Source organism: Azospirillum picis (genome assembly GCF_017876115.1).
GTDB lineage: Bacteria > Pseudomonadota > Alphaproteobacteria > Azospirillales > Azospirillaceae > Azospirillum > Azospirillum picis.
The window spans coordinates 69,769-94,097 of sequence record NZ_JAGINO010000026.1 but is presented as its reverse complement, the minus strand read 5'-3'; the positions used below and the strand labels follow the sequence as shown (position 1 = coordinate 94,097).

Annotated in this window: 19 protein-coding genes; 14 read left to right on the top strand and 5 right to left on the bottom strand. The window is 66.0% G+C overall.

Annotated elements, in window-relative coordinates; genetic code table 11:
- Positions 1 to 411 precede the first annotated feature (411 nt).
- The 3 genes from J2850_RS26875 to J2850_RS26865 all read left to right on the top strand — a co-directional run bounded on the left by J2850_RS26875 (position 412) and on the right by J2850_RS26865 (position 4,061).
- Entirely contained in the window at positions 412 to 1,452 is a 1,041-nt protein-coding gene (locus J2850_RS26875) for a 2-hydroxyacid dehydrogenase (protein ID WP_209989042.1), read from the top strand.
- Between the two features lie 167 nt (positions 1,453 to 1,619).
- Complete coding sequence (locus tag J2850_RS26870; protein ID WP_209989040.1) at positions 1,620 to 3,020, top strand: MFS transporter; 1,401 nt, start codon at positions 1,620 to 1,622, stop codon at positions 3,018 to 3,020.
- Between the two features lie 81 nt (positions 3,021 to 3,101).
- Positions 3,102 to 4,061, top strand: a complete 960-nt coding sequence (locus J2850_RS26865; RefSeq protein ID WP_209989038.1) for a DUF4862 family protein — start codon at positions 3,102 to 3,104, stop codon at positions 4,059 to 4,061.
- Between the two features lie 337 nt (positions 4,062 to 4,398).
- On the opposite strand, the gene J2850_RS26860 is transcribed toward J2850_RS26865, so the two are convergent.
- Positions 4,399 to 5,262, bottom strand: a complete 864-nt coding sequence (locus J2850_RS26860) for an AraC family transcriptional regulator (RefSeq protein ID WP_246513604.1) — start codon at positions 5,260 to 5,262, stop codon at positions 4,399 to 4,401.
- Between the two features lie 409 nt (positions 5,263 to 5,671).
- Here J2850_RS26860 and J2850_RS26855 point away from each other — a divergent pair, with 409 nt between their 5' ends.
- From J2850_RS26855 to J2850_RS26820, 8 genes are all read left to right on the top strand, one after another.
- Positions 5,672 to 6,436 carry an enoyl-CoA hydratase/isomerase family protein gene (locus J2850_RS26855; protein ID WP_209989035.1) on the top strand — a complete coding sequence of 255 codons (765 nt, stop codon included), beginning with the start codon at positions 5,672 to 5,674 and terminating at the stop codon, positions 6,434 to 6,436.
- On the top strand, positions 6,429 to 7,199 hold the full coding sequence (locus J2850_RS26850) for a creatininase family protein (protein WP_209989033.1): 771 nt from the start codon (positions 6,429 to 6,431) through the stop codon (positions 7,197 to 7,199). Before J2850_RS26855 ends, J2850_RS26850 begins: the two co-directional genes overlap by 8 nt.
- Positions 7,200 to 7,367: 168 nt before the next feature.
- Positions 7,368 to 8,507 carry an LLM class flavin-dependent oxidoreductase gene (locus tag J2850_RS26845; RefSeq protein ID WP_209989031.1) on the top strand — a complete coding sequence of 380 codons (1,140 nt, stop codon included), beginning with the start codon at positions 7,368 to 7,370 and terminating at the stop codon, positions 8,505 to 8,507.
- A 32-nt stretch (positions 8,508 to 8,539) separates the two neighbouring features.
- Positions 8,540 to 9,328, top strand: a complete 789-nt coding sequence (locus tag J2850_RS26840; protein WP_209989030.1) for an enoyl-CoA hydratase/isomerase family protein — start codon at positions 8,540 to 8,542, stop codon at positions 9,326 to 9,328.
- A 1-nt stretch (position 9,329) separates the two neighbouring features.
- Positions 9,330 to 11,237, top strand: coding sequence for an AMP-dependent synthetase/ligase (locus J2850_RS26835; RefSeq protein ID WP_209989028.1), 1,908 nt, complete (start codon positions 9,330 to 9,332; stop codon positions 11,235 to 11,237).
- A gap of 21 nt (positions 11,238 to 11,258) precedes the next feature.
- Positions 11,259 to 12,389 (top strand): 3,4-dihydroxy-2-butanone-4-phosphate synthase, encoded by a 1,131-nt coding sequence (gene ribB, locus J2850_RS26830; RefSeq protein WP_209989025.1) that lies wholly within the window; start codon positions 11,259 to 11,261, stop codon positions 12,387 to 12,389.
- A 119-nt stretch (positions 12,390 to 12,508) separates the two neighbouring features.
- Entirely contained in the window at positions 12,509 to 13,039 is a 531-nt protein-coding gene (locus tag J2850_RS26825) for a flavin reductase family protein (RefSeq protein WP_209989022.1), read from the top strand.
- Between the two features lie 270 nt (positions 13,040 to 13,309).
- Positions 13,310 to 14,674, top strand: coding sequence for a spinster family MFS transporter (locus J2850_RS26820; protein ID WP_246513603.1), 1,365 nt, complete (start codon positions 13,310 to 13,312; stop codon positions 14,672 to 14,674).
- A gap of 189 nt (positions 14,675 to 14,863) precedes the next feature.
- Here the strand turns inward: J2850_RS26820 and J2850_RS26815 are convergent, their stop codons facing one another.
- Complete coding sequence (locus tag J2850_RS26815) at positions 14,864 to 15,742, bottom strand: helix-turn-helix domain-containing protein (protein WP_246513601.1); 879 nt, start codon at positions 15,740 to 15,742, stop codon at positions 14,864 to 14,866.
- 238 nt (positions 15,743 to 15,980) lie between these two features.
- Here J2850_RS26815 and J2850_RS26810 point away from each other — a divergent pair, with 238 nt between their 5' ends.
- Positions 15,981 to 16,481 (top strand): Lrp/AsnC family transcriptional regulator, encoded by a 501-nt coding sequence (locus tag J2850_RS26810; protein ID WP_246513599.1) that lies wholly within the window; start codon positions 15,981 to 15,983, stop codon positions 16,479 to 16,481.
- Between the two features lie 144 nt (positions 16,482 to 16,625).
- Here J2850_RS26810 and J2850_RS26805 read toward each other — a convergent pair whose 3' ends face one another.
- The 3 genes from J2850_RS26805 to J2850_RS26795 form a co-directional block, all read right to left on the bottom strand.
- Positions 16,626 to 17,582: an ABC transporter permease gene (locus J2850_RS26805; RefSeq protein ID WP_209989016.1), complete on the bottom strand. Its 957-nt coding sequence runs from the start codon at positions 17,580 to 17,582 to the stop codon at positions 16,626 to 16,628.
- On the bottom strand, positions 17,579 to 20,113 hold the full coding sequence (locus tag J2850_RS26800; RefSeq protein ID WP_209989013.1) for an ATP-binding cassette domain-containing protein: 2,535 nt from the start codon (positions 20,111 to 20,113) through the stop codon (positions 17,579 to 17,581). Before J2850_RS26800 ends, J2850_RS26805 begins: the two co-directional genes overlap by 4 nt.
- Positions 20,114 to 20,198: 85 nt before the next feature.
- Positions 20,199 to 21,317 (bottom strand): ABC transporter substrate-binding protein, encoded by a 1,119-nt coding sequence (locus tag J2850_RS26795; protein WP_246513597.1) that lies wholly within the window; start codon positions 21,315 to 21,317, stop codon positions 20,199 to 20,201.
- Positions 21,318 to 21,639: 322 nt separating this feature from the next.
- Between J2850_RS26795 and J2850_RS26790 the strand changes: the two genes are divergently transcribed.
- Positions 21,640 to 22,914, top strand: coding sequence for a ribulose-bisphosphate carboxylase large subunit family protein (locus J2850_RS26790; RefSeq protein ID WP_209989010.1), 1,275 nt, complete (start codon positions 21,640 to 21,642; stop codon positions 22,912 to 22,914).
- Positions 22,911 to 24,314 carry a four-carbon acid sugar kinase family protein gene (locus tag J2850_RS26785; RefSeq protein WP_209989007.1) on the top strand — a complete coding sequence of 468 codons (1,404 nt, stop codon included), beginning with the start codon at positions 22,911 to 22,913 and terminating at the stop codon, positions 24,312 to 24,314. Before J2850_RS26790 ends, J2850_RS26785 begins: the two co-directional genes overlap by 4 nt.
- The last annotated feature ends 15 nt before the right edge of the window (positions 24,315 to 24,329 follow it).

The following is a 24,329-nucleotide window of genomic DNA, read 5'->3' as shown; positions in this document are numbered from 1 at the left end:
GCATGTGATGCGCGAGTGTTCCGGCGACGGCGAGGAGGGGGAGGGCAAGGCATCGGATTACGTCTGCGATACCCCAACGGCCTGCAATCAAGCCATCCTGCGACCGTCGGTCGCACGCCGACAAAACATTTTGTGCATCCAGCGTTATGCGATTGACACGCCCTTGCCCGTTGCACTATCCAATGGATCAAAAGACCAATAAACCAATTGCCCAATGTCCGGGCTCTTGGTCCGGCGGGGACCGCCAGGATGAGGGCGGCATGAGTGATCTTATGCTGCCGCCCACGATAGGAAGCATCCGTGGTGTGAGCAGACCGGAACAGGGCATCGGACTCGGTCTATCAATCCATTCCGCTGACCGCGGCGCCTGGTCGCCACGGAATCCGGTGGAAATAATCTCGAGGGGGAATCATGAGTGCTATGCCCAAGGGAAAATCGCAGGCCAGCGGCGGTGCCGCTCCGCCCGGGTCCCCCCTCCGCGTGGTCGTCGCCGACGCCAACTTCATGCCCCACCGTGCATTGATGGAAGCGCAGCTTCCTGCAGGCACCGCCGTGTCCTGGCATCCTGCCTTCGACGAGGCGGCGGTGGCGGCTGACCTGCCGGGTGCCCATGTCTTCGTCGGGCCGCGCTTCACGGCCAGGATGGGGGCCGCCGCCGATTCCCTTCGGCTGGTCCATGTCGGCGGCGCCGGCTATGACGGCATCGACGGCAAGGCGCTGCCCGATGGCGTCCTCTGTGCCAATACCTTCTGCCACGAATGCTCGATCGCCGAATATGTTGCGGCGACCAGCGTCGTCATGCGCCGCCAGTTCTTGCAGCAGGACCGCGAACTGCGCCGGGGGCATTGGGATTCCTCAGTCTATGAATCGCAGCGCTCTCAATTGAGCTCGCTGGCCGGAGCCATCGTCGGCATCGTCGGGTACGGCCACATCGGATCGCGTGTCTGGCAGTTGATGCGGGCATTCGGCGCTTCTGGTGTCGCGGTCACCTCGCGGCCGGCGAGGGCCGAAGGGGAGGGGTTGAGCTGGGTCGCCGGCACCGACGGTCTCGACCGCCTGCTCGCGGAGAGCGATATCGTGGTGCTGTGCCTTCCGCTGTTGCCGGAAACCCGCCACCTCATCGGCAGGGCGCAGCTTGCGGCGATGAAGCCCGATGCATTGCTGGTCAATGTCAGCCGCGGCCCGCTGGTCGACCCCGAGGCGCTTTACGGTGCGCTGAAGGAACGCCGCATCGGCGGTGCCGTCATCGACGTGTGGTATCAGTATCCGAACGGCGGCGCCCACGCCCGGCCGGCGCCGCTGCCCTTCGACACGCTCGACAATATCCTGATGACGCCGCATGTCTCCGGCGTCACCACCCAGACCTTCCAGGGCCGCGTGCGCGAGGTCGCCGCGAACATTTCCCGGCTGAAGGCGGAAGAGCCGTTGCGCAATCTGGTCAGTCCCCGCTGAACGCCGGCTGACACCATCGCGGGCTTCCGCAACGGCAAGCCCGGGCGTGCCCAACCGCTGGCGCCGTACCGGCCGGCTTGTCCATCCCCCGGCGCCCCCATCATCGCGCGGCCCAGGCCGCGCGCTCATTGATCCACCGCTGTGGTGGTTGATGAAGGAAGCAGGACATGTCTCAGATATCCAGCTCCATCGCCGAAACCGAACAGATAGCCCGGGCCGACGCTGCCGCCGATGCCCCTGCCGATGCCAAGAATGTCCGTCGGGCTGCACTGGCGGGTCTCATCGGCACGATGCTCGAAAATTACGATTTCGTGATCTACGGCACGGCCTCCGCCCTGATCTTCAGCAAGCTGTTCTTCCCGACCATCTCTCCGGCGGCCGGCATCATCGCCGCCTTCGGTGCCTACGCCATCGGCTTTCTCGCCCGGCCGCTCGGCGGCCTCTTCTTCTCGCATTACGGCGAGAAGTTTGGCCGCAAATGGGTGCTGGTCACCACCCTGTTCCTGATGGGCGGGGCGACCTTCGCCATCGGCTGCCTGCCGACCTACGAGACGGCGGGCATCTGGGCACCGCTGCTGCTGGTCCTCTGCCGCTTCTTCCAGGGCTTCGGGGCGGGTGCCGAACAGTCGGGAGGCGCCACGCTGCTGACTGAAACTGCACCCCTCGGCCAGCGTGGCCGGCTGTCGTCGCTGATCATGGTGGGTGCGGCCTTCGGCACGGCGCTGGGGGCCATCGCCTGGATCGGCGTGCAGCGCCTTCCCGACGACATGCTGATGAGCTGGGGATGGCGCGCGATCTTCTGGAGCAGCATCCTCGTCACCATCGCCGCTTTCGTCATCCGGCTGAAGCTCGCCGAAAGCCCCGTGTTCACGGAGCTGAAGAAGAAGGTGGACGTCCGGAACCAGGCTCCGCTCAGGGTCGTTGCAAAGCATGGAAAGAAGAGCGTCATCAAGGTCATCCTGATGAACTGGGGCGTGTCGACCCAGTCCTACACCTATCAGGTCTTTATGATCTCCTATCTGATCAATGTGGTGGGGGTCGATACGCACTTCGTCCCGCCGGTCCAGCTTGCCGCTGCCATCGCCGCATCCTTCGCGGCCTTCCTGACGGGCAGCCTGTCCGATCGTTTCGGACGCCGCCGGATGACGCTCGCGCTGACAGGGATCCTCGTCGTTACGCCATTCATCGTCTTCCCCGGTCTCAACACCGGTTCGCCGGTCCTGATCACCGCCATCATCGTGTTCGGCTATATGGTTGCGGCCCAGGGAGTGACCGGCGTGCATATGAGCTTTTTCCCCGAGATCTTCGGCAGCCGCTACCGCTATGCCGGCGTGACGCTGGGGCGGGAGTTCTCGTCGATCATCGGCGGCGGCATCGCCCCGCTGCTGTGCGCCTCCCTGCTGGCTTGGTACGGCAATTCCTGGATTCCCGTGGCGATCTATATGGCCGTCACCATGCTGGTGTCGTTTCTGGCCACTTACTCGTTGCCCGAAACCCTCGACCGCGACCTGAACACGCCAACGGACGCCGAATGGGGCGAAGCGCGGCCTTCCAGGGCGCAACTCTGAACGGCGCCTGATCCCGGGGGACAGAGGCCGGAACCGTCTGCCCCCGCTCTTTCTCCTCCCATATCAAGGATGGGCAAGGCCATGACCCCCCGCTTTCACCGCAAGGCGGTCCGCATCGTTGGCGCCTATGCCGCTCAGCCGGATGCCCTGGAGGAGCGCGGAGCCTTTCTTGAAGAGGTTCTGTCTCTGCCCGGTGTCGATGGTCTCGAGATCCCATGGGGAGCGCCCGGCTGGGAGCGGGACGCACCGATCCTGGCCGATGTGCTCGGTGCCGTGAAGGGGCGGGGTGGGCATGTGCTGACCCTGATCGGCGCTGCCGCGTCGGCCGCGGCCAAGGAGCCGGCGGTCGGCTTGGCCTCTCCCGATCCCGAGGGGCGTGACCAGGCCGTGCAGCTTGTTGCGGCTGCCCGCGGAGCCGCGCTGGATTTCATGGCGCGCGGACAGCGCATCGCGGCCGTCGAACTCCAAGCATTTCCGACGTTGCCGCAGGCTGACGCCGGGCAGGGCGGTCGTGCGTTGGAGCGGTCGCTGTGCGAGATTCTGTCTTGGGACTGGGGCGGCGCTACTGTCGTCCTTGAGCATTGCGATGCTCGCCGGACAGGTCGATGGCAGAAGGGCCTGCTTCCTCTCGACATCGAGATCGAGGCTGTGGCTGCTGCTGCGGCCACGTCGCCCACGCCCACCGGAATGGTGGTGAATTGGGGGCGCTCCGCAATCGAGGAGCGGGATGCGGCAGCTCCCCGCCGTCATGTGCAGAGCCTGCGCTTTGCCGGATTGCTGCGCGGATTGATTTTCTCCGGCGCGACGGATCGCGATGGTGCTTACGGTATGGCCTGGAGCGATGTACATCCGCCGCTCAAGGAACTGGCGCCTGACTCGGTGATGGATCAGGACCATGTGGCGGCGACGCTCGAGGCGGCTGGCAGCACCCTGCTTTACGACGGCGTCAAGGTCGCGGCGCGACCGCCGCAAACCACCATGAAGGATCGCCTCGCCTTGATCCGCGGCACGCTGGCAGCCCTTGATGTCGATCAAGTCTGATGGTTTCGACCGGTACCAGAGTTCCTGAGTGGCGCTTCATTCCAAGAGCTTCGGCCGATCTCTGCATAGGGACCCTGTTCGGTCGACCAAATGTGGAGCAGCGATATCACATACAGCGCGCCTCGCCCCGGACGGTCCGGGGGGGGGTATATGACTGGAACGCAAAGCAGAAAGCTGGAACTGAAGGAACCGAACGCTGGCGACATGACTTTCAGCGCCTCGTCCACGATGGCGCGGATCGGCCGCGGCGGATCGGCCGGAACCGGCGCCTCAAGGCTCACATAGCTGAATGGACCGTCGCTGCGTTCGTCCGAACCCCGCGTTGTCCTCTCGCCAGTTATCGCTTATGAGCCATGCCCCCAACATCCATCGCCCTCGTTTTCGTTCGCGACTCCGACAGCTTCACCCTGCGTTGAGTGAAATACTGTGCCGGCGTACTTCCCAGGGCCTTCTTGAACATCGTGATAAAGGCATTGACCGACTCATAGCCCAGCGAATCCGCGACGGTCTGCACCGCCGCCCCACTGGCCAAATCACGAAGCGCGACGACAAGGTGCAACTGCTGTCGCCAGCGTCCGAACGTCAGTCCTGTCTCCCGGATCATCAGACGAGCTAATGACCTCTCGCTCATCGCGACGCGCTTTGCCCATTCCCCCAATGTGCTCCGGTCGGACGGTTCGATTGTCAGGGCGTCGGCGATGGCCCGGATTTTCGGATTGTTGGAGATGGGCAGGTTGAAGTGTTGACGCGGCATCCCGGCCAGTTCGTCCAGCGTCACGCGTGCAAGCCGGGCTGCATGGCTGTCCGGAGGATAGTCCGAAACCTCTTCGGTCAGCCTGTTGACCAGTTCGCGCACCAGCGGAGAAATCGACAGGGTGCAACAGAGCTCGGGCAGGGATGCGGCTCCCGGCTCGACGAACAGGTAGCTGAGCCGGGCATTCGCGGTCGCCCTGACGCTGTGCGGCATGCCACCCGGAATCCAGACTCCGCAATCGGGCGGCACGATCCAGATCTCATCGTCCGCGGTGCAGGTGACGGCCCCATGCAGCGCCAGAATTAGTTGCCCCCGCCGATGCACATGCACCGGAACCTCCGCCTCGTATTCGGCGAAGTCGAGCAGGCGTGCGAGGGCAGGGTGGTCGTCGAGGTCGGGGTCGAAGACGGAAACGGCCGACCGTGACGCTGACAGGGGTTTGGGCATGATCGAGTTTGGCGTGATCTAGGGATTTTCCTGCAGGATACCTAATTTATCGGGTTGTGCAATGCGCCGATACTCTCGGGGCAGCGTGGTGCTCGCCTGCTGGATCGGCCTGGGCCTTCCCCTCTCGCTGGTCGGCCGCACCGCGCGCACCTGTGCCTTCGTCCTGTCCGGCCACCGCGTCTGCAACCGCCCTCGACGCGCTATGACCGGTCACGGGAGAGCGCGGTATCTTCCGCCGTCAAACACACAGGCCGCGCCAGAATATCCTCTCACGACCGCGCTTGCGGGGAGTCTTCGGACGAACCCCTTGAGGCGCACGCGCTAACCTCGGTCGGCACGCGACCCTTGCATGCCGGACGCGGATCGGCCTGTGAGGCCGGCAGCCGCGCGACTTGAAAGGATGCAAAACATGCTGAGGATGGATCGCTTATCCACGACGTTGGTCCGGCTGACCATGGACCGGCCGCCCGCCAACGCGCTTTCCCTCGATCTGATCCAGGCGCTGGCGGACGATCTCACCCGGCTCGGCGAAGAGGCCGAGGCGCCGGCCGTGATCCTGACCGGCGCCGGTGAGCGCTTCTTCAGTGCCGGCGGCGACATTCGCGAAATCACCGCCAGGGCGGAAATCGCCGTTCCGCGGATGCGGGCCTTCCACCGGTTGCTTGTCGCAGTCGAATGCTACCGCTGTCCGCTGCTGTGCGCCGTCAACGGCTATGCGGTGGGCGGGGCGCTGGAACTGGTTCTGTTTGCCGATCACGTCGTGGCGGGCGAGGGCGCGACGTTCGGCTTTCCCGAGATCAACCATGGACTGCTCCCTGCCGCGAAGGGCATGCGCCAAGCGATGAACCGCCTCGGGCGCCGGGCTGCCGAGCGTCTCCTCTATTCCGGCGAACTCGTTTCGGCGCGGGAGGCGCAGGCGATGGGCCTCGTCGATGAAGTCGTCGGTTTCCATGAGTTGCAGGACCGGACCCGTGTCGTCGCCGAAACGGCTCGCCTCAAGGACATGCACCTGTTCTCGGCGATCAAACGGACCTTCACCGATGCGCCGCGGATGACCGACGAGGAGCTTGAAGCGCGCACGCTCGGCGACATGCAGGATTACCTGAACCGCGGAGAGACGGCCGCGGCGCGTGAACAGTTCCTTCAACGCAAGACGAGGCAGCAGCATGGTTGACGGCGATCATCTCCGGCTTGAGTTCATGACCTCGTCCGAGGTCGCTCTCGCCATTGCGGGCGGCATCCGGACCATCGTCATCCCCTGCGGGGCGGTGGAGCAGCACGGACCGCACCTGGCCCTCAGCGTCGATGCCGACCACGCGGACCATCTCGGCATCCTGGTGACGAAGGGCGTGGGCGGTGCCTTGGTGGCGCCGACCATCAGGGTCGGTTGCTCGTCCCATCATATTGCATTTCCCGGCACGATCTCGTTGCAGGACAGCACCTTCGAAATGATCTGCCGGGATTACTGCACCAGCCTGGCGAGACACGGGTTCGAGCGCATTCTGATCTTCTCCGCCCATGTCGGCAATTCTCCCCCCTTGGCCAGGATGCTGCCACGCTTGCGGTCGTCGGTGCCCGCTTCCTGCCGCGTCTCCGCCTTCACCGATGCGAAGGCGTGGCTGGAACGGTGGCGCGATGCGGTGGAGGAGGCGGGCGGCGAGCCGATCAGGGTCGGCGGCCATGCCGATATCGCCGAAACCTCGCTGATGCTCGACATTCACCCTGGGCGGGTGCGCACGGAACGCTATGAGGCCGGAAGACTGGGGCTTCTTTCGCAAGGCGATTTGGAACTGATGTGGCGCGACGGGCTTGCGGCCGTCAGTGCCAACGGCATTCTCGGCGACCCCGCCGGATCCTCGGCAACCATCGGCAGGCACTGCATCGAACGCATTGCCTCGCTTCTTGTCGAGAGCTTTTCCCAGGACGAGCCGGCTTGACGCCGCGCTGGAAATGCTGCGCGGCAATCGAGCCGGTCGTTTCTATACAAAATAATGTTCCGACCTCACAGTCCGCATAAAAGATCTTCGGCAGCTTCTGCCGCCGGCTTCGTGACAAGCTTCCAATCACCGAAGAGGCATTCCAAACAAACCCGAGAGGGCATCCAAATGGCAGTCAAGTTCGGCTTCTGGTCCGAGCAGGAAACTCTGGTCGGCCAAAGCTATTCGCGCCGGCTTCATGAGCTTGTCGAGGAAGCGGTGTTCGCCGAGAAGATGGGGTTCGACCTTGTCAGCCTGTCCGAGCAGCATGTCGCCTTGGGCGGGATCTCCAGTTCGGCCCCCGAAGTCGTGTATGGCTACCTCGCGGCGGTCACGTCCCGCATCCGGTTGAGGCCGGCGGTCTCGCTGATGCCCAAGAAGATCAACCACGCTCTCCGCACGGCGGAACGGGCCGCCGTCACCGACATCCTGTCCAACGGCCGCATGGAGCTGTATTGCGGCCGTGCGAACACCACCATCGCCATGCGCGCCTTCAACGTGGAGCCGGCGGAAACCCTCGAGCAGATGGAGGAGGGGATCGCGCTGATCCGCGAAGCCTTCAGCAAGGAGATCTTCACCTTCGAGGGCAAGCATTATCAGGTTCCGCCGCGCATGCTGGTGCCGAAGCCGATCCAGAAGCCCTATCCGCTGATGGGCATCGCGGCGACCAGCGAGCGCAGCCATGTCTGGGCGGCCCGCCAGGGGCTGGCGGTCCTCAGCCACACGCTCTATCAAGGCTGGGACGCCCAGGCGAAGATGGTCGAAGCCTACCGGTCGAACTGGCAGCGGGATCCGAACGGCCCGCTCGACCGTCCGCGCCTCGGCATGCCGGTGTTCCTCGGGATCGCCGAAACCGATCAGGCGGCGAAGGACATCTATGCCGAGCCGCTGATGCAGTACGCCCGCATCTCGACCGATGCCTATCCGCGGCTGGCGAAGATCGCCGACGACTACGCCTATATGGGGGAAGGGCTGGAAGCGCTCCAGCGCGCGGCCACCGACTGGGATTATCTCCTGAACGACTCCGCCAGCCTGGTTTGCGGCAGCCCGGACACGGTCATCCGCCAGCTAGAACGCTTCATCGAAACCGGCGCCGAAGAAATCCTGTTCCACATCGACTCGGTTTCGCACGCCGAGATCATGAAGGCGATCGAACTGGTTGGACGCTACGTCATCCCGCATTTCAACGACCGCAGCAATGTGGTGCGTCCGACCGACGAGATCCTCGACCAGATCCGCAGGATGCGGAAGGTGAACGCTTCGGCCTGATCCCCTGTCGACCGATCTGAAGAGAGCCTCACATGACCGACAAGACCTATAGGGGCCTGCTCGTCGAGAAGCGCGCGAGCGGCGTGGCGATCGTAACCCTGAACCGGCCCGAAATCCTCAATGCCATCGACTGGCCGATGCATGCCGCGCTGGAAGAGCTGTTCGCGGACCTCGACAGCGACCGGACGGTCAAGGCCGTCGTCCTGACCGGTGCGGGTCGCGGCTTTTGCTCCGGCGGCGATCAGAATGCGCTCGATGACGATCTGGGGCCGATTTCGCCCACCCGTTCGGGGCGTCATCTCATCCGCAACATGCTCGAACTGGAATGCCCGCTGATCGCCGCGGTGAATGGCGTCGCCGTCGGGCTGGGAGCCACGCTCGCCCTGTTCTGCGACGTCGTCTTCGCGCAGCCCGGCGCCCGCTTCGCCGACACGCATGTGACGGCCGGCGTCGTCGCCGGGGATGGCGGTGCGGTGATCTGGCCGCTCCTTCTGGGGCCTGTCCGGGCGAAGCATTATCTGATGACCGGGGACTTCATTTCGGCAGAGGACGCGGCGGCGGCCGGCATGATCAACAAGGTCGTGCCGGAAGGAACCGTCGTCGAGCATGCGGTCCGCTACGCCGAGATGCTCGCCTCCGGCCCCCGCGACGCCATCGTCTGGACCAAATACGCCGTCAACAAGCTGATCAAGGAGCAGGTGCACCTGAATCTCGACACGGCCATGGCTCACGAGATGCTCACCTTCCACAGCCCGGAGCGCCGGGAGGCCGTCGCCGCCTTCCGCGAGAAGCGCAAGCGCTTTGCAGAAGGCGGCAATTGAGATGGGCGGGCCGCATTCCTTCTTCCCGCCCGTCCCGTCCTCGATTGCCGCATCCTCCATCGACCCTCCACCGACCACGTATGAAGACGGGACGCTGCCGTCGCTGTTGCGCGACCGCCGGGACGGCGGGGGCGAAGCCGTAGCGTTCTTCCAGAAGCGTGCCGGCACGTGGCACGCCACGACCTGGAGTGAATTCGCCAGGGACGTCACAGAGCTTTCGCGTGCCCTCCTCGATCACGGTCTGGAGAAGGGGGACCACGTCGCCATCATGGGGGACATCTCGCAGGACTGGGTGGTTGCCTACATGGCGACGGTCTGTTCCGGCGGCGTGGCGGTCGGGATCTATTTCACCTCTTCGACGGAGGAGGTGGAGTATTTCCTGGAGGACTCCGGGAGCAAGTTCGCTTTCGTCGCCGGCGAGAAGGAACTCGCCACCCTTCTCCGCAGCCGGCAGGCGGAGACGCTGAAGAAGATCGTGGTCTTCGATCCGGCGGTTCCGTCATCGAAGAACGTCGTGTCGCTGCCGCGGTTCTCCGCCTCGTCGTCGGACTGTGCGTCGTTGCTGGACGAGCAGGCCGGCAATGCGCGTCCGGAGGACAATGCCAGCATCGTCTACACCTCCGGCACGACCGGCAACCCCAAGGGCGCGATCCTCACCCATCGGTCGCTGATCGAGGGGCTGTTGACCATCCGGAGCTTTTGCCCGGCACTTTTCCGCGAACCCCAGCGGGTGGTCGTCCATCTTCCCCTCTCCCATGTCGTGGGGCTCGGTCAGGGGATCGTTCTTCCTCTCATCAGCGAGGTCACGCCCTACTTCGGTGAGACCGGAGCGGACTTCGCGACGACCATCCGGGATGTGAGGCCGACCTATTGGATGGCGCCGCCGCGCTTCTATCAACGCTACGCCGCCGAACTGGTCAGCAGGATCAATGCGTCGGATTCGATACGGAAAAGATCCTATCGTTTCGCGATGTCGATCGCCCAGAAGGCGCTGGCAGATCGGCAGGCCGACGGTCCGGACGATCCGTTTCTCCAGGCGCTTTTCGCAACCTGCCGCGATCAGGTCTTCCTGCCGCTCCTGGCGGAGATCGGGCTCGATCAGCTCAGATACCCTTACACCGCCTCCGCGCCGATGCCACCCGACGTCGTGAAGCTGTGGCAGACCTGGGGGGTGAACCTCAAGGAGGTCTACGGGCAGACCGAACTGGTCGGAGCGAACACCGGGCAGATGCGGGACTGGTCGAAGCCCGGCACGATCGGCGTTCCGATTGCCGATCCGCGCTGGAAGACCAGGGTTGCCGGCGACGGCGAAATGCTGGTGACCGGACCCGGCCTGTTCACGGGCTATCTGAACAAGCCTGACGACACGCTGGACGCTCTGCGCGACGGATGGCTCCACACCGGCGACATCGTCGAGGTCCGGCCCGATGGCCAGCTGGCGATCATCGACCGAAAGAAGGAGATCATCAACACCTCCGGCGGCAAGTCGATCAGTCCGGCACAGATCGAGAACGAACTGCGTCGAAGCCCATACATCTCGGAAGCCGCGGTTTGCGGCGACGGACGGAAGTACCTCGTGGCGCTGATCGAGGTCGACCGCATCGCGACGACCGACTGGGTGAAGGCGCGCAACGAAACGGTCATCGACTACGCGGATTTCTGCTCGTCGGAAGCCGTCATCCACCTGATCGAGGGGGAGGTCGCCAAGGCGAACCAGAGGCTGGCGCCGGTCGAACAGATAAAATCGTTCCGGATCCTTCCCGAAGAGCTGTCGGCTGAAACTGGCGTCATGACGGCAACCAGGAAGAAGCGGCGCAAGGTGCTGAACCAGCGTTACGCGGCGCTGATCAATTCACTCTACGACGATTCCGAGGATTCGCTGATCCGTCAGGCGCTGTCGAACATGTGACGCGGTGATCGAAGGAATGTCATGACGATGCTCTCCTGCACCCCACGCCATCCATGCCTGTCCTCGACGATTGAGATCATCGACGAGGCGCGCAACGGTCGAATGTTCATCCTCGTCGACGACGAGGATCGGGAGAACGAGGGCGATCTCGTGATCCCGGCGCAGATGGCGACGCCCGAGGCGATCAACTTCATGGCGTCGCATGGCAGGGGCCTCATCTGTCTGGCGCTCGGCAAGGAGCGGGTCGACCAGCTCGGCCTTAAATTGATGAGCGCGGAAAACGGCACCCGCCATGGGACGGCCTTCACCGTTTCCATCGAGGCGCGCGAAGGGGTTTCCACCGGCATCTCCGCGGCGGACCGCGCGCGGACGGTGGCGGTGGCAATCGACGCGGCCAGGGGCCCGGACCAGATCGTCTCGCCGGGCCACATCTTTCCCCTTGTCTCCCGGCCCGGTGGCGTGCTGGTCCGCGCAGGCCATACCGAGGCGGCGGTGGACGTCGCGCGCCTTGCCGGCCTCAATCCGTCGGGCGTGATCTGCGAGATCATGAAGGAGGACGGGACGATGGCCCGTCTCGACGACCTGGTCGCCTTCGCCCAGCGTCACGCGCTCAAGATCGGCACGATCCGCGACCTCATCGCCTTCCGCCGCCGCCACGATCACGACGTCGAGCGGGTCGTCACCACGAAATTCGACAGCCGATGGGGCGGGGATTGGAGCGCCATCACCTTCCGCATCAAGGCGATCGGGACGGAGGCGATCGCCCTGGTGAAGGGCGTGATCGACGAGAGGCCGACGCTGGTGCGCATGCACGCGCTGGACATCCTGTCGGACGTGCTCGGCCAGGCCGGCGGGCGCGGCGATATCGTCGCACGGTCCATGCAGGAGATCGCGGCTGAAGGGAGGGGCGTGATCGTGCTGTTCAACCGCGATATGCCGATCTCGCAGCTTCTTCGGGTGAAGGCGGGCGAACCGCTCGTCGACAAGGCCGAACTGCGCAACTACGGCGTCGGCGCCCAGGTTCTCGCGGAGCTCGGCATTCACGACATGATCCTCCTGTCCAACTCGCAGCATGTCCCGGTGGCACTCAGGGGCTACGGCCTGAACATCGTGGAGCACCGGCCGCTGCCGGCCGCCCCAGCCGCCCCGTAGCGGAGCGTCCCGCGGATTGCGGCCTCGACCGCGGTCAAACCCAGATGCCGGACGACCGGTCCCGCGGTGCCGACCAGGGCCGGCGCCCTGTCATTCCACTGCCTTGCGTGAGGTTCGCCATGTCAGGACAAGATGTCGCTGTTCCAAACTATGTCGAGACGGGGGCCTTCAAGAGTGCGTTGCGGGCCGTTGTGGGGTCGGTCTCGATCGTGGCGTCGGGCCAGGGTCCCGACAGGCGCGGCCTGACCGTCACCGCCGCGGTTTCCCTGTGCGTCGATCCGCCGATGGTTCTTGCCTGCATCAACCGCGGCGCCGAGGCCCATGACGTCATTCTCGGGACCGGCGCCTTCTCCTGGAACGTCCTTTCGGCCGATCAAGTCCAACTGGCGGAACGCTTCGCGGCGATCGACGGCACCAAGGGCGCCTCCCGTTTTTCCGCCGCTGAATGGGGCGGGATGGCCACCGGCGTTCCGGTCCTTCTTCAATCCGTTTGCAGCTTCGATTGCAGACTACAGGACACAGTGGAAGTCGCCACCCATACGATCATGATCGGCGCCGTTGTTGCCCAGCACCACAATCAGGAAAAGAGTCCATTGATTTACTCTTCTGGCCAGTTCGGATGCATCGAACATTTTGAATCTGAAAAATAACACGGAGTCTCCGAGTTCCTGCCATTGTATCATCATGGGCGCTTAGAGCGGAAATCCAGGCTGTCTTTGAGCGCCGTCACGCCGGTGATGTCCTTCTGCCCCGAAAGCGCCTGCTGCTTCCGCAGGCTGGACCGGCGTCGTCAGTCGGCATGCCGAGCCACACACCGGCGGCAAGGTGAGTCCCCACCTCCCCGGCACCTCCCCGACACCGCGTTCCGACCGAAACCGACCCGGCACCACCCTGGGCTTGGTCTTTCTGGAGACAGCCGTATGATCGAAGACGCAATGACGACGGCGTCGGTGCCGCAACCGCGACCGAAGCCGATGGCCATGTCGATCCGGTATCGACGCTACGCCTTGACCATGCTGTTCCTCGTTTACATGCTGAACTTCGTCGACCGTCAGATCGTCAATATCCTGGCGGAACCGATCAAGCGCGAACTCGGTCTCGCGGACTGGCAGTTGGGGTCGTTGACCGGGCTTTCCTTCGCCATTTTCTACGCGACGCTGGCCCTTCCGATCGCGCGGTGGGCAGAGCGTTCGGACCGGGTCAGGATCGTCGCCTTGTCGGCGATCACCTGGAGCCTGTTCACGGCGGTCTGTGGCGTGGCCCAGAACTTCACCCAGCTTTTCCTCGCCAGGGTCGGTGTCGGCGCCGGCGAGGCCGGCTGCACGCCGGCATCGCAATCCCTGATCAGCGATTACACGACAAGAGAGACGCGGGCGTCGGCGCTGGCCTTCTTCTCCATGGGGATTCCCGCCGGCTCCCTGGTCGGGATGGTGGTCGGTGGCCTGATCGCGGACAGTCTCGGCTGGCGCGCCTCCTTCGCGCTGGTCGGGGTGCCCGGCATCATCCTTGGGCTGCTGGCCTACTTCACTCTGCCCGAGCCGCGGAAGTCCTCCTTCGCGGCCAGCGAGGCGCAAAGCGCGCCTGCCTTGAGGGAGGCACTGGGCGAACTCGGCAGGAACCGAACCTATATCTGGCTCACGGTCGCGATGGCGGCCATGAGTTTCGGGATCTACAGCAATCTTGCCTTCCAAAGCTCCCATTTCCTGCGCAATCACACGGAAGGGTTGGGCGCGCTGGCGGTCAGGCTGAACAATCTCACCGGAATCCAGTTGGGGCCAACGGGCTTCCTCGGCACGGTGCTGGGCCTGATCGTCGGCATCTGCGGAGCGGCGGGCACATGGCTGGGCGGCTGGTCGACGGATCGGGCGGTCATGCGCAGCAACCTGACCGCCTATGCGACGATCCCGGCGGCGGCGGCCCTGTGCATGCCGTTCGCGCTCTTCGCGACTTACACCACCTCGAACACCGTGGCTGCGCTTTGCCTGATGGGGTTGCCGATGATGCTGCAGTCCATCTACTACGGCCCCATCTTCGCCGCGGTGCAAAGCCTGGTGCGCCCGAGGACCAGGGCAACGGCCACCGCTCTCTTCCTGTTCTTTGCCAATCTGATCGGGCTCGGCCTCGGACCGCTGTCGGTCGGCCTGACCAGCGATCATCTCGCACGGTCGATGGGGTCCGGTGACGCCATCCGCTGGGCGCTGATCAGCACGTCGCTCGTCTATCTCCTGGCGGCGGCGGCCTTCATGGTGGCGCGAAGGACCATCAGGCGGGACATCGTTAGCTGACAGGGGAGCCCCGGCCGCAGGCATCCGCGCGGTGACCGCAGGGCCGGCCCCCGAACACACCGACGGCTCCTGATCCCGGCAGGCGGGATCAGGAGCCGTCGGCATGAGGCGGGTGTTGCGCCTGTTCGGCCGATGGCGAGACCCCGGACAATATCCCAAGGACAACATCCGGGCCGAAGCGATGCGGCGTCAGGTCGTCGTGCCTTCCGCCCGATCCTGCAGGTAACGGCGCGGTGGTTGTCCCATGTGCTTCCTGAACATCGCGGTGAACGCACTTGGAGAGTCGTACCCCAGTTCCTGGGAGATCGCTTGAACTGTCGCACCCATCGACAGCCGTTGGACGGCGATCACGATATGGAGTTGCTGGCGCCACCGGCCGAACGACATTCCCGTATGCTTGAGGATGAGCCGGGCCAAGGTCCGCTCGCTCATGGCGACCGCCGCCGCCCATTCCCGGATGGTCCTGCGGTCGTCCGGCGCCTCCAGCAACTGAGCGGCGATGCGCTGTATCCTCGGATGGCTGGAAACCGGAAAGTGAAGCGGCTCCGCCTTCATCTGTGCGAGTTCGTCCAGAATCACCTGGGCCAGACGGCTCGTCGGACCCTCCAAAGGGTAGAGCGGCGGCAGGTTGGCGAGGTGGAAGATCATCTCGCGCAACATCGGGCTGATCGAGAAGGTCGCGCAGGAATCCGGCAGCGGTGACAGTCCCGGATTGATGAAAACGCAGTATGACCGGCCCCTGTCCGACATGGAGACACTGTGGGGAATCCCCCCCGGGATCCAGACCGCCCCATTGGACGGGACGATCCGAAGTCCATCGAGCGTCCGGCACATGACCGAGCCTTCCGCCGCCACCACCAGTTGACCCTTCCTGTGCCGGTGGATGGGCAGTTCGTCGTCATCCACATTGCGTTGGACAAGAAATGAGACCAGCGGCCGGGCGAATTCGTCGGGATCGAGCGTGGTGAAGCTGACGCGCAGGCCGGTGGGGTCCCATAGCATCGAGCCGGCCTCATCGGCAACAGGAGCTTCCGGCCACTTCACACCACTCCGCGCGGTCTTCGGCAATGTTGCGGCCTCCGGCATCTCGAAGCGGACCTCAGTCCGATTTTGACAGTTTCGCGACATAAAATGGCAATCCCATAGATTCTGCCATTGGATGGCCTCGGATACACTCTGCTTTGTGTACATTCGAATGGCAGAAGGGAACGCGTGCTGCACTCAAATAGGTTTGTTCCGCGGAATTTCCTGCCGTTCTTCGCTTCGGTTCCAAGCCAAGCCGCCAAGAATACAACAGGGAGTCATCATGATGAACACGCTGACGCTCGACCGAACGGACATCAAGATCCTGAAAGAGTTGCAGAAGGACGCAAATCTGACGAACGTAGAACTTGCCGGCAGAATCAATCTGTCTCCCTCACCCTGTCTCACGCGGGTGAAGAAGCTGGAGCAGACCGGCATCATCGATCGACGGGTCACCCTTCTGAATCCCAAGGCGATGGGGCTGGAAATCAATGCCTATATCCAGGTCAAGCTCGACAAACAGCCGCAACCGGCCCTGGAAAATTTCCGGGACGCCGTCGAACGCATTCCCGAGGTGATGGAATGCAATTGGATGACGGGCGACTGCGATTTCCTGCTGCGCGTGGTCGTCCGGGACGTGGAGGAACTCGAACATCTGATCGCAAGCAAACTATCGAAAATAGAGTTTGTCGCCACGATCCGATCTAATCTGGTCCTGAAACAGATAACCTATAAGACGGAATTGCCCATCAGCACATCGCAGACGATAGTCGTTCGATATTGATGGCCATCCCCTGCAAGGCGGTTATTGCGGATGTCAGGGGGCCGCGTTGGGGGCTTATTCACAGTCGGTCGGCAAAAAAGCCGGCGGTCATCGTGGATGGCCGCCGGTTCACGCCTGCAAGTCCGCCGGAACAGGGGGCTCCCCCTAGGCCGAGCCGCGGCTACGGGCATCTCCTGCGAAGGCCAGGACCGCGATGATCACCACGCCCTGGATGATCTCCTGGGTTCCTCCCGGCAGCCCGGCGATCTGCATGGTGGTGACGATCAGGACCAGCAGGACGGAGCCGAACAAGGTGCCGGCGGCGGTGGCGCTGCCGCCGAAGATCAGGGTTCCGCCCAACACGACCGCCCCGACCGATTGGAGAAGGAACGGACTGCCCATGTCGAGGAAGGCGCCCCCCGCCCTTGCCGACAGCAGGGTACCGGTGAGGGCGGCGATCATGGCGCTGGCGACGAACGTGGTGGTGACCACCCGGCCGACCGGGATGCCGGCGAAGGCGGCGGCACGCTGGTTCTGCCCGACGGCGGACAGCACGCGGCCGAACACCGTCCATTTCAACATGAGGGCGCAGAGCCCGGTGGCGAGCAGCGCCACGATCACGATCACCGGGACGGAGGCCACCCGCCCGCTGGTGAGCCAGGTCAGGATCGGGCTGATCTGGAAGCCGGACGCCGACCGGTTGGCCAGCATGGTGGCAGTGGCAAGCACATAGCCGGTCGCCAGCGTCGCGATCATCGCGGGAATGCGCAGCACCAGGACGAGCAGGGCGTTGAGCAGCCCGACCGCAAGCCCGGTGCCCAGCACCGCGAGCAGGCCGAGCGGCAGCATCTGGTCCGATCCGCCGACGATGTTCACCGACAGGAAGGCCGACAGGGTGATGACGCTGGGGATCGAAAGATCGATGTTGCCGCGCCCCGTGGTGACGACCAGCATCTGGCCCAGGGCCGGGAACAGCAGGAAGGCCGCGGTCGTCATCACCCCCGACAGGCTCTGAACGCTGAAGCGGGCGGTCAGGATGCCGAGGACCAGCCACAGGATCAGGATGCCCAGGAGCGACCATGCCCACGGGCGCTTGTCGGTCCAGGTCAGAAGCGTCCTCATGCCTCGGTCTCCTTGCGGTCGATCATCGTGCGCAGAGCCAGGATGCCGATCAGCAGCAGGCCCTGGACCGCGGCGTTGTAGTCGGTGCTGATGTCGAGGAAGCTCAGCAGCGAGCCGATGAGAGAGAGGGTCACCGCTCCCGCCACCACGCCGGCCGGGGCGGTGACGCCGCCGACCAGCCGGCAGCCGCCGATCACGACGGCGGCGATGCTGAGAAGGGTGAAGCTGCTGCCGGCGTTGATGTCGCTGGCGGTGGTGATGGCGGTCATCGACAGGCCGGCGGCGGTCGCGAACAAGCCGGCGACGAGATAGCGCAGGACGCTGTGGCGCAGCGGCGACCATCCGGCCTGGACCAGGGCATGGCCGTTGTTGCCGAAGGCGCGCAGGACGACGCCCAGCCGCGAACGGTCGACCAGCAGCCCGCACAGCCCGGCCAGCACGACCATCACCGCCGCGGTCGGCAGGCCGGGGAGCTGCCAGCCGAAGGCGGCGGCGAGCCAGTCGGGGCTGGAGCCGCCCGGCGCGGCCTGCAGGGTGAAGCCGCAGCCGAGCCAGATGAAGGAGGCGCCCAGCGTCACGACGATGGCGGGAATCCGCCGGCGCTCGATGACGGCGCCGAGCAGGGAATAGCCGGCCAGCACGGCGGCCAGCAGCGCGGCACCCAGGGCGGGCTGTTCGACCAGGATGGTGGCGCTGATGACGTTCACCAGCCCCGCATAGGCGCCGATGCCGAGATCCACCTGGCTGCCGCCGACGATGACCATCTGCGCGAGCGCGATCAGCACCAGCGGCACCGCCGAGCTGAGCAGCAGGTCCACGCCGAACAGGCTGGCCGCCGACGGGTTCAGCCAGCCCAGTGCGCCGGCGACCAGCGCGAGGCTCGCCAGCGGCATCAAGGACACCAGACCCGCCGTCCAGTTCGACGCCTCGGGCTTGGCTGCAATCGGTCCGGCAGCGGCGGGAGCCGGGGCGGACCGGCCGGACGCCTCGCTCTGGAAGGCGCTGCCGACGATGCTGTCCTCGGAGATGTCCTCGCCTTCCAGATCGCGCACGATGGCGCCGTTCTGGAAAACGAGCACCCGGTCGCATTCCAGCAGCTCGACATCCTCGGTGCTGAGCCAGACGACCAGCCGGCCGGCATCGGCGGCCTCGCGGATCACCCGGTAGAAATCGTGCTTGGCCCCGATGTCCACGCCGCGCATGGGATCGTCGAGCAGCACGATGTCGAAGCCGGGCAGCAGGGCACGCGCGACCAGCGCCTTCTGCTGGTTGCCGCCGCTGAGATCGAGCAGGCGGGAGGGCAGGCGCTCCGGTGCCAGCCGCAACTGGCCGGCCCACCGCTCCGCCGCCTCGCGTTCGGCGCCGGGCGACAGCAGCGCGGTGAAGCGGCGGCGCGCCACCTCGGCGATGGTCATGTTCCGCAGCACGTCCCACAGCGCGAAGACGCCCTCGCGCTGGCGGTCGCCCGAAACGAAGCCCGCCTGGGCGGTGCAGGTGAGGTCAGGATCGCGCCCGCCGGCCGCACAGGCGCGGATGCGGTGGAGCAGCTCCTTCTGGCCGGCGCCCTCCAGGCCGGCGAGCCCGAGAACCGTCCCGGCCGCGACATCGATGGAGCGGCCGAGCGGGGCGGTCGCCTGCCCGCCGATCCGCAGCAGGGGAACCGCGTCCTGCCGGGCGCTGCCGTCCGGGACGCCTCCGGTCCGGCGGCCGCGCCGTTCGCCGTCGCCGCCCATCAGTTCGACCAGGGCGTGGATGGTGAAGCCGGCGGCCGGCCCCTCGCGCACGACCCGGCCGTTGCGCATCACCACCACGCTGGCGACGACGTCCAGCACCTCGCGCAACTTGTGGCTGATGAAGATGAAGGACACCCCGTCGCGCGCGCGGCGGCGGATGAAGGCGTGGAGCTGCGCGCCGCGTTCGCTGTCGAGGGAGGAGGTCGGCTCGTCGAGGATCAGCAGGCGCAGGGCCGGGTCGCTGGCGGCCCGCGCGATCTCGACCATCTGGCGCTGTCCCAGCGTCAGGTCGCCGACCACCGCGTCGGGGGCGATGCCGCTGTTGGGAAAGACCGCTTCGATGCCCCGGCGCGCCAGCGCGCGGTAGCGCGGGCGCCACACCGGCGACCGCCCGCCATGGTCCGGCGATTCGAGGAAGAAGTTCTCGGCGACCGTCAGGTTGGTGCAGAGCGACAGTTCCTGGTGGACGATGCGGATGCCGCGGGCCCGCGCCTCGCGCGGGCTGTGGCTGCCGAACTCCACCGGTGTGCCGGCAATGGCGAGGGTTCCCTCGTCCGGCTGGGTGACGCCGCATAGGATGCGCATCAGCGTGCTTTTGCCGGCGCCGTTGGCGCCGACCAGCCCGAGGACCTCGCCGGGGTGGATCGACAGGTGGATGCCGTCGTTGACGCGGCTCGGGCCATAGGATTTCGAGATCCCGTCGAGGACGACGACCGGCCCGGAGCGTCCGGGCAGCGTGTCGCCGTCCGCCGGGACAGGGGCGTGGAGGTGGCGGTCCTTGGAAAGGGCGGAACTCATGGCGCGATCGGCCTCTCGTCGGTGAAGGCAAAAACGGGCCGGCTGCGTGCCGGCCCGACGGCTGTCCCCGCGGGAGCGGCCGATTTTACTTGGCCTGCGCCTGGGTCTGGTCACCGGGGCCGAGCAGGGTCTTCTTCACCCAGTCCTGGCTGTAGGTGGGGCTGACGATGGTGCCGGACGGGATCGACCGGAAATCGTTCAGGTTGGTCTCGTCGACCACCGTGACCGGCATGGTCAGCGCCTTCGCCGGCTTGGCGCCCTTGGCGATCTCGTAGGCGAGCCAGAAGGCGGCGCTGCCGATGCCCGGAGCCGAGTTCATCGAGATGGTCGAGTAGCCGGACTTCTCCTTCTGGGTCGCCCACCACTGGATGAAGTTGGAGCTGCCGCCGCCGCTGATGATCGGCGGCTTCTTCTCATAGTCGCCGCCATACTGCTCGAAGGCCTGGGCGATGCCGAAATCGTCGCCGCCGCCCTGGCCGATCACCGCATCCACCTTGGGAAGGCTCGGCAGGACGTTGGCGACGGCGGACTGCGCGGTCGCGGTCGTGGCCTGGCCATAGACGGTGGCGACGACCTTGATGTCGGGGAAGTTCTTCAGCGCCTCCATCTGGCCGCCGTACATCTCGTTGTCGGGCGCCGATCCCTTGACGCCGCGGACGATGATGACGTTGCCGCGGCCGTTCAGGCGCTTGGCGATCTCGGTCGCCATGTCGGCCTGATACTTCCGGAAATCGAAGCCCAGCGTGTAGGCGCAGGGTGCCGACACCAGGGAATCGAAGGCAACGACGGTGATGCCGGCCTTGCAGGCCTTCTGGATGACGCCGTTCAGCGCGGTTTCGGACGCGGCGTCGATGGCGATCACATCGACCTTGCGCAGGATCAGATCGCCCATCTGGCTCATCTGCTGGTTGGTCGAGCCGTCGCCGTTGGCGACGATGAAGTCGGCGATCTTGCCCTCCTGCTTGGCCTGCGTGGCCGCGGCTTCGAAGGACTCCACCATCTGCCGGCGCCAGGTGTTGCCGTAATAGGAGTTCGACAGCGCGATTACCGGTTTGTCGGAGGCGGCCAGCGCCTCCGGCATGGCGGAGAGCAGCGCGCCGGCCAGGGAGGCCGCCGCCACCGGCAGCGCGACCATCAGCCGGGAGGTGAGCGGCGGGGTGAGGCCAGGCCGCGAGGCGGTCCCAGTCAGTCGGCGTTCCATCATCAACTCCTCCCGGTGTTTTTGCAGTGGGTTCGCATGAAACCTGGCAGCCACGCACCCGTTCGGGTGGCTCCGCAACCTGCCATCACAACGGGTTGTGGAAGGCGGATCGCGAACGGCGCGCCTGCCGGACAGGCTCCGGCAGCGGCTGGATACGGCACGATCATCATACCAGTTATCGTCCGTGTGCAAGATCATTTTTAAAAAAGATTGTGTTGCCTCCAACTGGCATACTGGTATGATGAGTATATCGGAGCCGCATGAAGCCCATGCCCTGCCTGCCGCGGCAAGTCCGAAGAATCCCTAAAGACAGGTGAGACGCACGATGTCTGCGCATCGCATCACCGCGACCTATCGGATCGAGACCGCTTATCCCCTGATGGAGGCGATCGAGACCATGGCCGGCGAGCAATCGACCGGGACCTTCATCCGCCTTCCCGGTGAAACCGACGCCATGCGCGACGCCTATGGCGCGCACATCGAACGGGTGACCGAGCTGGAACCGGTCGGCACGCCGTCGCTGCCGGGCGCCGGAGTGCCGCGCGCCGGGGCGGCGGGCGGCGGCGACCCGCTGTGGCGCCGGGCCGAAGTGGTGCTGTCATGGTCGCTGGAGAATTGCGGCCCGTCCCTGCCGAACCTGCTGGCGACCGTTGCCGGCAACCTGTTCGAGCTGCGCCCCTTCAGCGGTCTGCGCATCCTCGACATCACCATGCCCGAGGCGTTCGCCGCCGCCTATCCCGGGCCGCGTTTCGGCATCGCCGGCACCCGCCGGCTGGCCGGGGTGGAGCATGGCCCGCTGATCGGCACCATCATCAAGCCGAGCGTCGGGCTGGGCCCGCAGGACACCGCCGAGGCGGCCCGGACGCTGTGCGCGGCCGGAATCGACTTCATCAAGGATGACGAGCTGCAGGCCGACGGCCCGCACTGTCCCTTCGACGAGCGGGCCCGCGCGGTGATGCGGGTGGTGAACGAACAGGCCGACCGCACCGGCAGGAAGGTGATGTACGCCTTCAACATCACCGGCGACCTCGACCAGATGCGGCGCCGCCACGACCTCGTGCTGTCGCTCGGCGGCACCTGCGTGATGGCGAGCCTGAATTCGGTCGGCCTTGCCGGGATGATCGAGCTCGGCCGCTTCAGCCAGCTTCCCATCCATGCCCACCGCAACGGCTGGGGCTACCTGTCGCGGGAACCGTCGCTCGGCTGGTCCTATGTGGCGTGGCAGAAGATCTGGCGGCTGGCCGGTGCCGACCACATGCATGTCAACGGGCTGCGCAACAAGTTCTGCGAGCCGGACGACAGCGTCATTGCGTCGGCCCGCAGTTGCCTGACCCCGATGTTCGACAGCAAGCCCTGCACCGTCATGCCGGTCTTCTCCTCCGGCCAGTCGGCCCGTCAGGCGCCGGACACCTACGCGGCGCTGGGAAGCGCCGACCTGATCTACGCCGCCGGCGGCGGGATCATGGGCCATCCCGACGGCCCGGCGGCCGGCGTCGCCAGCCTGCGCGAGTCCTGGGACGCGGCGCTGGCCGGCATCCCGCTCGCCGAGCATGCGAAGACCCGCCCGGCGCTCGCCAAGGCCATCGAGGCCTACGCATGAGCGCGCCCTCCCTGGCATTATTACCGCCGCTGCCCGACGGGCTGCTGCTGAGCTATTACGGCGACGACTATACCGGCTCGGCCGCGGTGATGGAGGTGATGAGCTTCGCCGGTCTGCCGACCGTTCTGTTCCTCGACGTGCCGACGCCGGAGCGTCTGGCCCGCTTCGCCGGATACCGGGCGGTCGGCATCGCCGGGGTGGCGCGGTCGCAAGCGCCGGAGTGGATGGAGGCCAACCTTCCACCGGTGTTCCGGGCGATGGCGGCGGTGGGCGCGCCGCTCGCCCACTACAAGATCTGCTCGACCCTCGATTCGGCTCCCCATATCGGGTCGATCGGCAAGGCGGCGGAGCTGGCGGCGCCGATCCTCGGTGAGGGCGGTGGAGGCTGGATTCCGCTGGTGGCGGCGGCCCCGGCCATCGCCCGCTATCAGGCGTTCGGCAACCTCTTCGCGGTCGCGGCCGACGGCGTCCGCCATCGGCTCGACCGGCATCCCAGCATGGCGCGCCATCCGGTGACTCCGATGGACGAGGCGGACGTGCGGCTGCACATCGGCCGGCAGACCCGGTTGCCGCTGGGGCTGGTCGATCTGGTCGCCATGAAGACCGGCGCCGCCGATGCGGCCCTCGCAGCCGAACGGGCGCGTGGAGCGTCCATCGTGGCGCTCGACGTCGTCGATGCCGAAACCCTGCGCGAGGCCGGCCGGCTGATCTGGGAAGGGCGCGGCGAACGGCTGTTCGCCCTCGGCTCGCAGGGGATCGAATATGCGCTGGTCGCCCATTGGCAGGCTGCCGGCCTGATCGATCCGCCGACGGAACCCTTTCGCGCGCCGTCCGCGGAGCGGATCGCCTGCGTCTCCGGCTCCTGCGCGCCGGTCACCGCCGGGCAGATCGCGTTCGCCGGCGACAACGGCTTTGCACCCCTGCGCATCGACGCCGCCCGTGCCGTCGACGAGGCGGAGTGGGAGCGGGAGCTGGGACGCGCCGCCGATGCCGCGCTGGCGGCGGCCGGGCAGGGGCGCGACCCGCTGGTCTTCTCCGCCATGGGGCCGGACGACCCCGCCGTCGCCGGCCTGCGCGAGGCCATCGCCTCGAACGGACTGGCGGCGGACGACGTCAACGACCGGATCGGCGCCGGACTGGGCCGCCTGCTCTCCCGGGTGTTGCGGACCTCCGGACTGACGCGCGGCGTCATCGCCGGCGGCGACACCTCCGGCCATGCGGCCATGCAGCTCGGCATCCACGCCCTGACGGCGCTGGCGCCGATCGCGCCGGGGGCGCCGCTGTGCCGGGCGCATTCCGACGAGCCGGCCCATGACGGGCTGGAGATCGCATTGAAGGGCGGCCAGATGGGCGCGCCCGACTATTTCGCCGCGGTCAAGCGCGGCGCTGCCACTCACTGAGCGTTTCCAGAAGGA

Excerpts from the sequence above, each read along its gene's own strand:
- J2850_RS26835 (WP_209989028.1), top strand. The coding sequence starts at position 9,330 with ATGGGCGGGCCGCATTCCTTCTTCCCGCCCGTCCCGTCCTCGATTGCC.
- J2850_RS26855 (WP_209989035.1), top strand. The coding sequence starts at position 5,672 with ATGCTGAGGATGGATCGCTTATCCACGACGTTGGTCCGGCTGACCATG.
- J2850_RS26860 (WP_246513604.1), bottom strand. The coding sequence starts at position 5,262 with ATGCCCAAACCCCTGTCAGCGTCACGGTCGGCCGTTTCCGTCTTCGAC.
- J2850_RS26825 (WP_209989022.1), top strand. The coding sequence starts at position 12,509 with ATGTCAGGACAAGATGTCGCTGTTCCAAACTATGTCGAGACGGGGGCC.
- J2850_RS26820 (WP_246513603.1), top strand. The coding sequence starts at position 13,310 with ATGATCGAAGACGCAATGACGACGGCGTCGGTGCCGCAACCGCGACCG.
- J2850_RS26810 (WP_246513599.1), top strand. The coding sequence starts at position 15,981 with ATGATGAACACGCTGACGCTCGACCGAACGGACATCAAGATCCTGAAA.
- ribB (WP_209989025.1), top strand. The coding sequence starts at position 11,259 with ATGACGATGCTCTCCTGCACCCCACGCCATCCATGCCTGTCCTCGACG.
- J2850_RS26795 (WP_246513597.1), bottom strand. The coding sequence starts at position 21,317 with ATGATGGAACGCCGACTGACTGGGACCGCCTCGCGGCCTGGCCTCACC.
- J2850_RS26790 (WP_209989010.1), top strand. The coding sequence starts at position 21,640 with ATGTCTGCGCATCGCATCACCGCGACCTATCGGATCGAGACCGCTTAT.
- J2850_RS26800 (WP_209989013.1), bottom strand. The coding sequence starts at position 20,113 with ATGAGTTCCGCCCTTTCCAAGGACCGCCACCTCCACGCCCCTGTCCCG.
- J2850_RS26865 (WP_209989038.1), top strand. The coding sequence starts at position 3,102 with ATGACCCCCCGCTTTCACCGCAAGGCGGTCCGCATCGTTGGCGCCTAT.
- J2850_RS26870 (WP_209989040.1), top strand. The coding sequence starts at position 1,620 with ATGTCTCAGATATCCAGCTCCATCGCCGAAACCGAACAGATAGCCCGG.
- J2850_RS26845 (WP_209989031.1), top strand. The coding sequence starts at position 7,368 with ATGGCAGTCAAGTTCGGCTTCTGGTCCGAGCAGGAAACTCTGGTCGGC.
- J2850_RS26850 (WP_209989033.1), top strand. The coding sequence starts at position 6,429 with ATGGTTGACGGCGATCATCTCCGGCTTGAGTTCATGACCTCGTCCGAG.
- J2850_RS26785 (WP_209989007.1), top strand. The coding sequence starts at position 22,911 with ATGAGCGCGCCCTCCCTGGCATTATTACCGCCGCTGCCCGACGGGCTG.
- J2850_RS26805 (WP_209989016.1), bottom strand. The coding sequence starts at position 17,582 with ATGAGGACGCTTCTGACCTGGACCGACAAGCGCCCGTGGGCATGGTCG.
- J2850_RS26840 (WP_209989030.1), top strand. The coding sequence starts at position 8,540 with ATGACCGACAAGACCTATAGGGGCCTGCTCGTCGAGAAGCGCGCGAGC.
- J2850_RS26875 (WP_209989042.1), top strand. The coding sequence starts at position 412 with ATGAGTGCTATGCCCAAGGGAAAATCGCAGGCCAGCGGCGGTGCCGCT.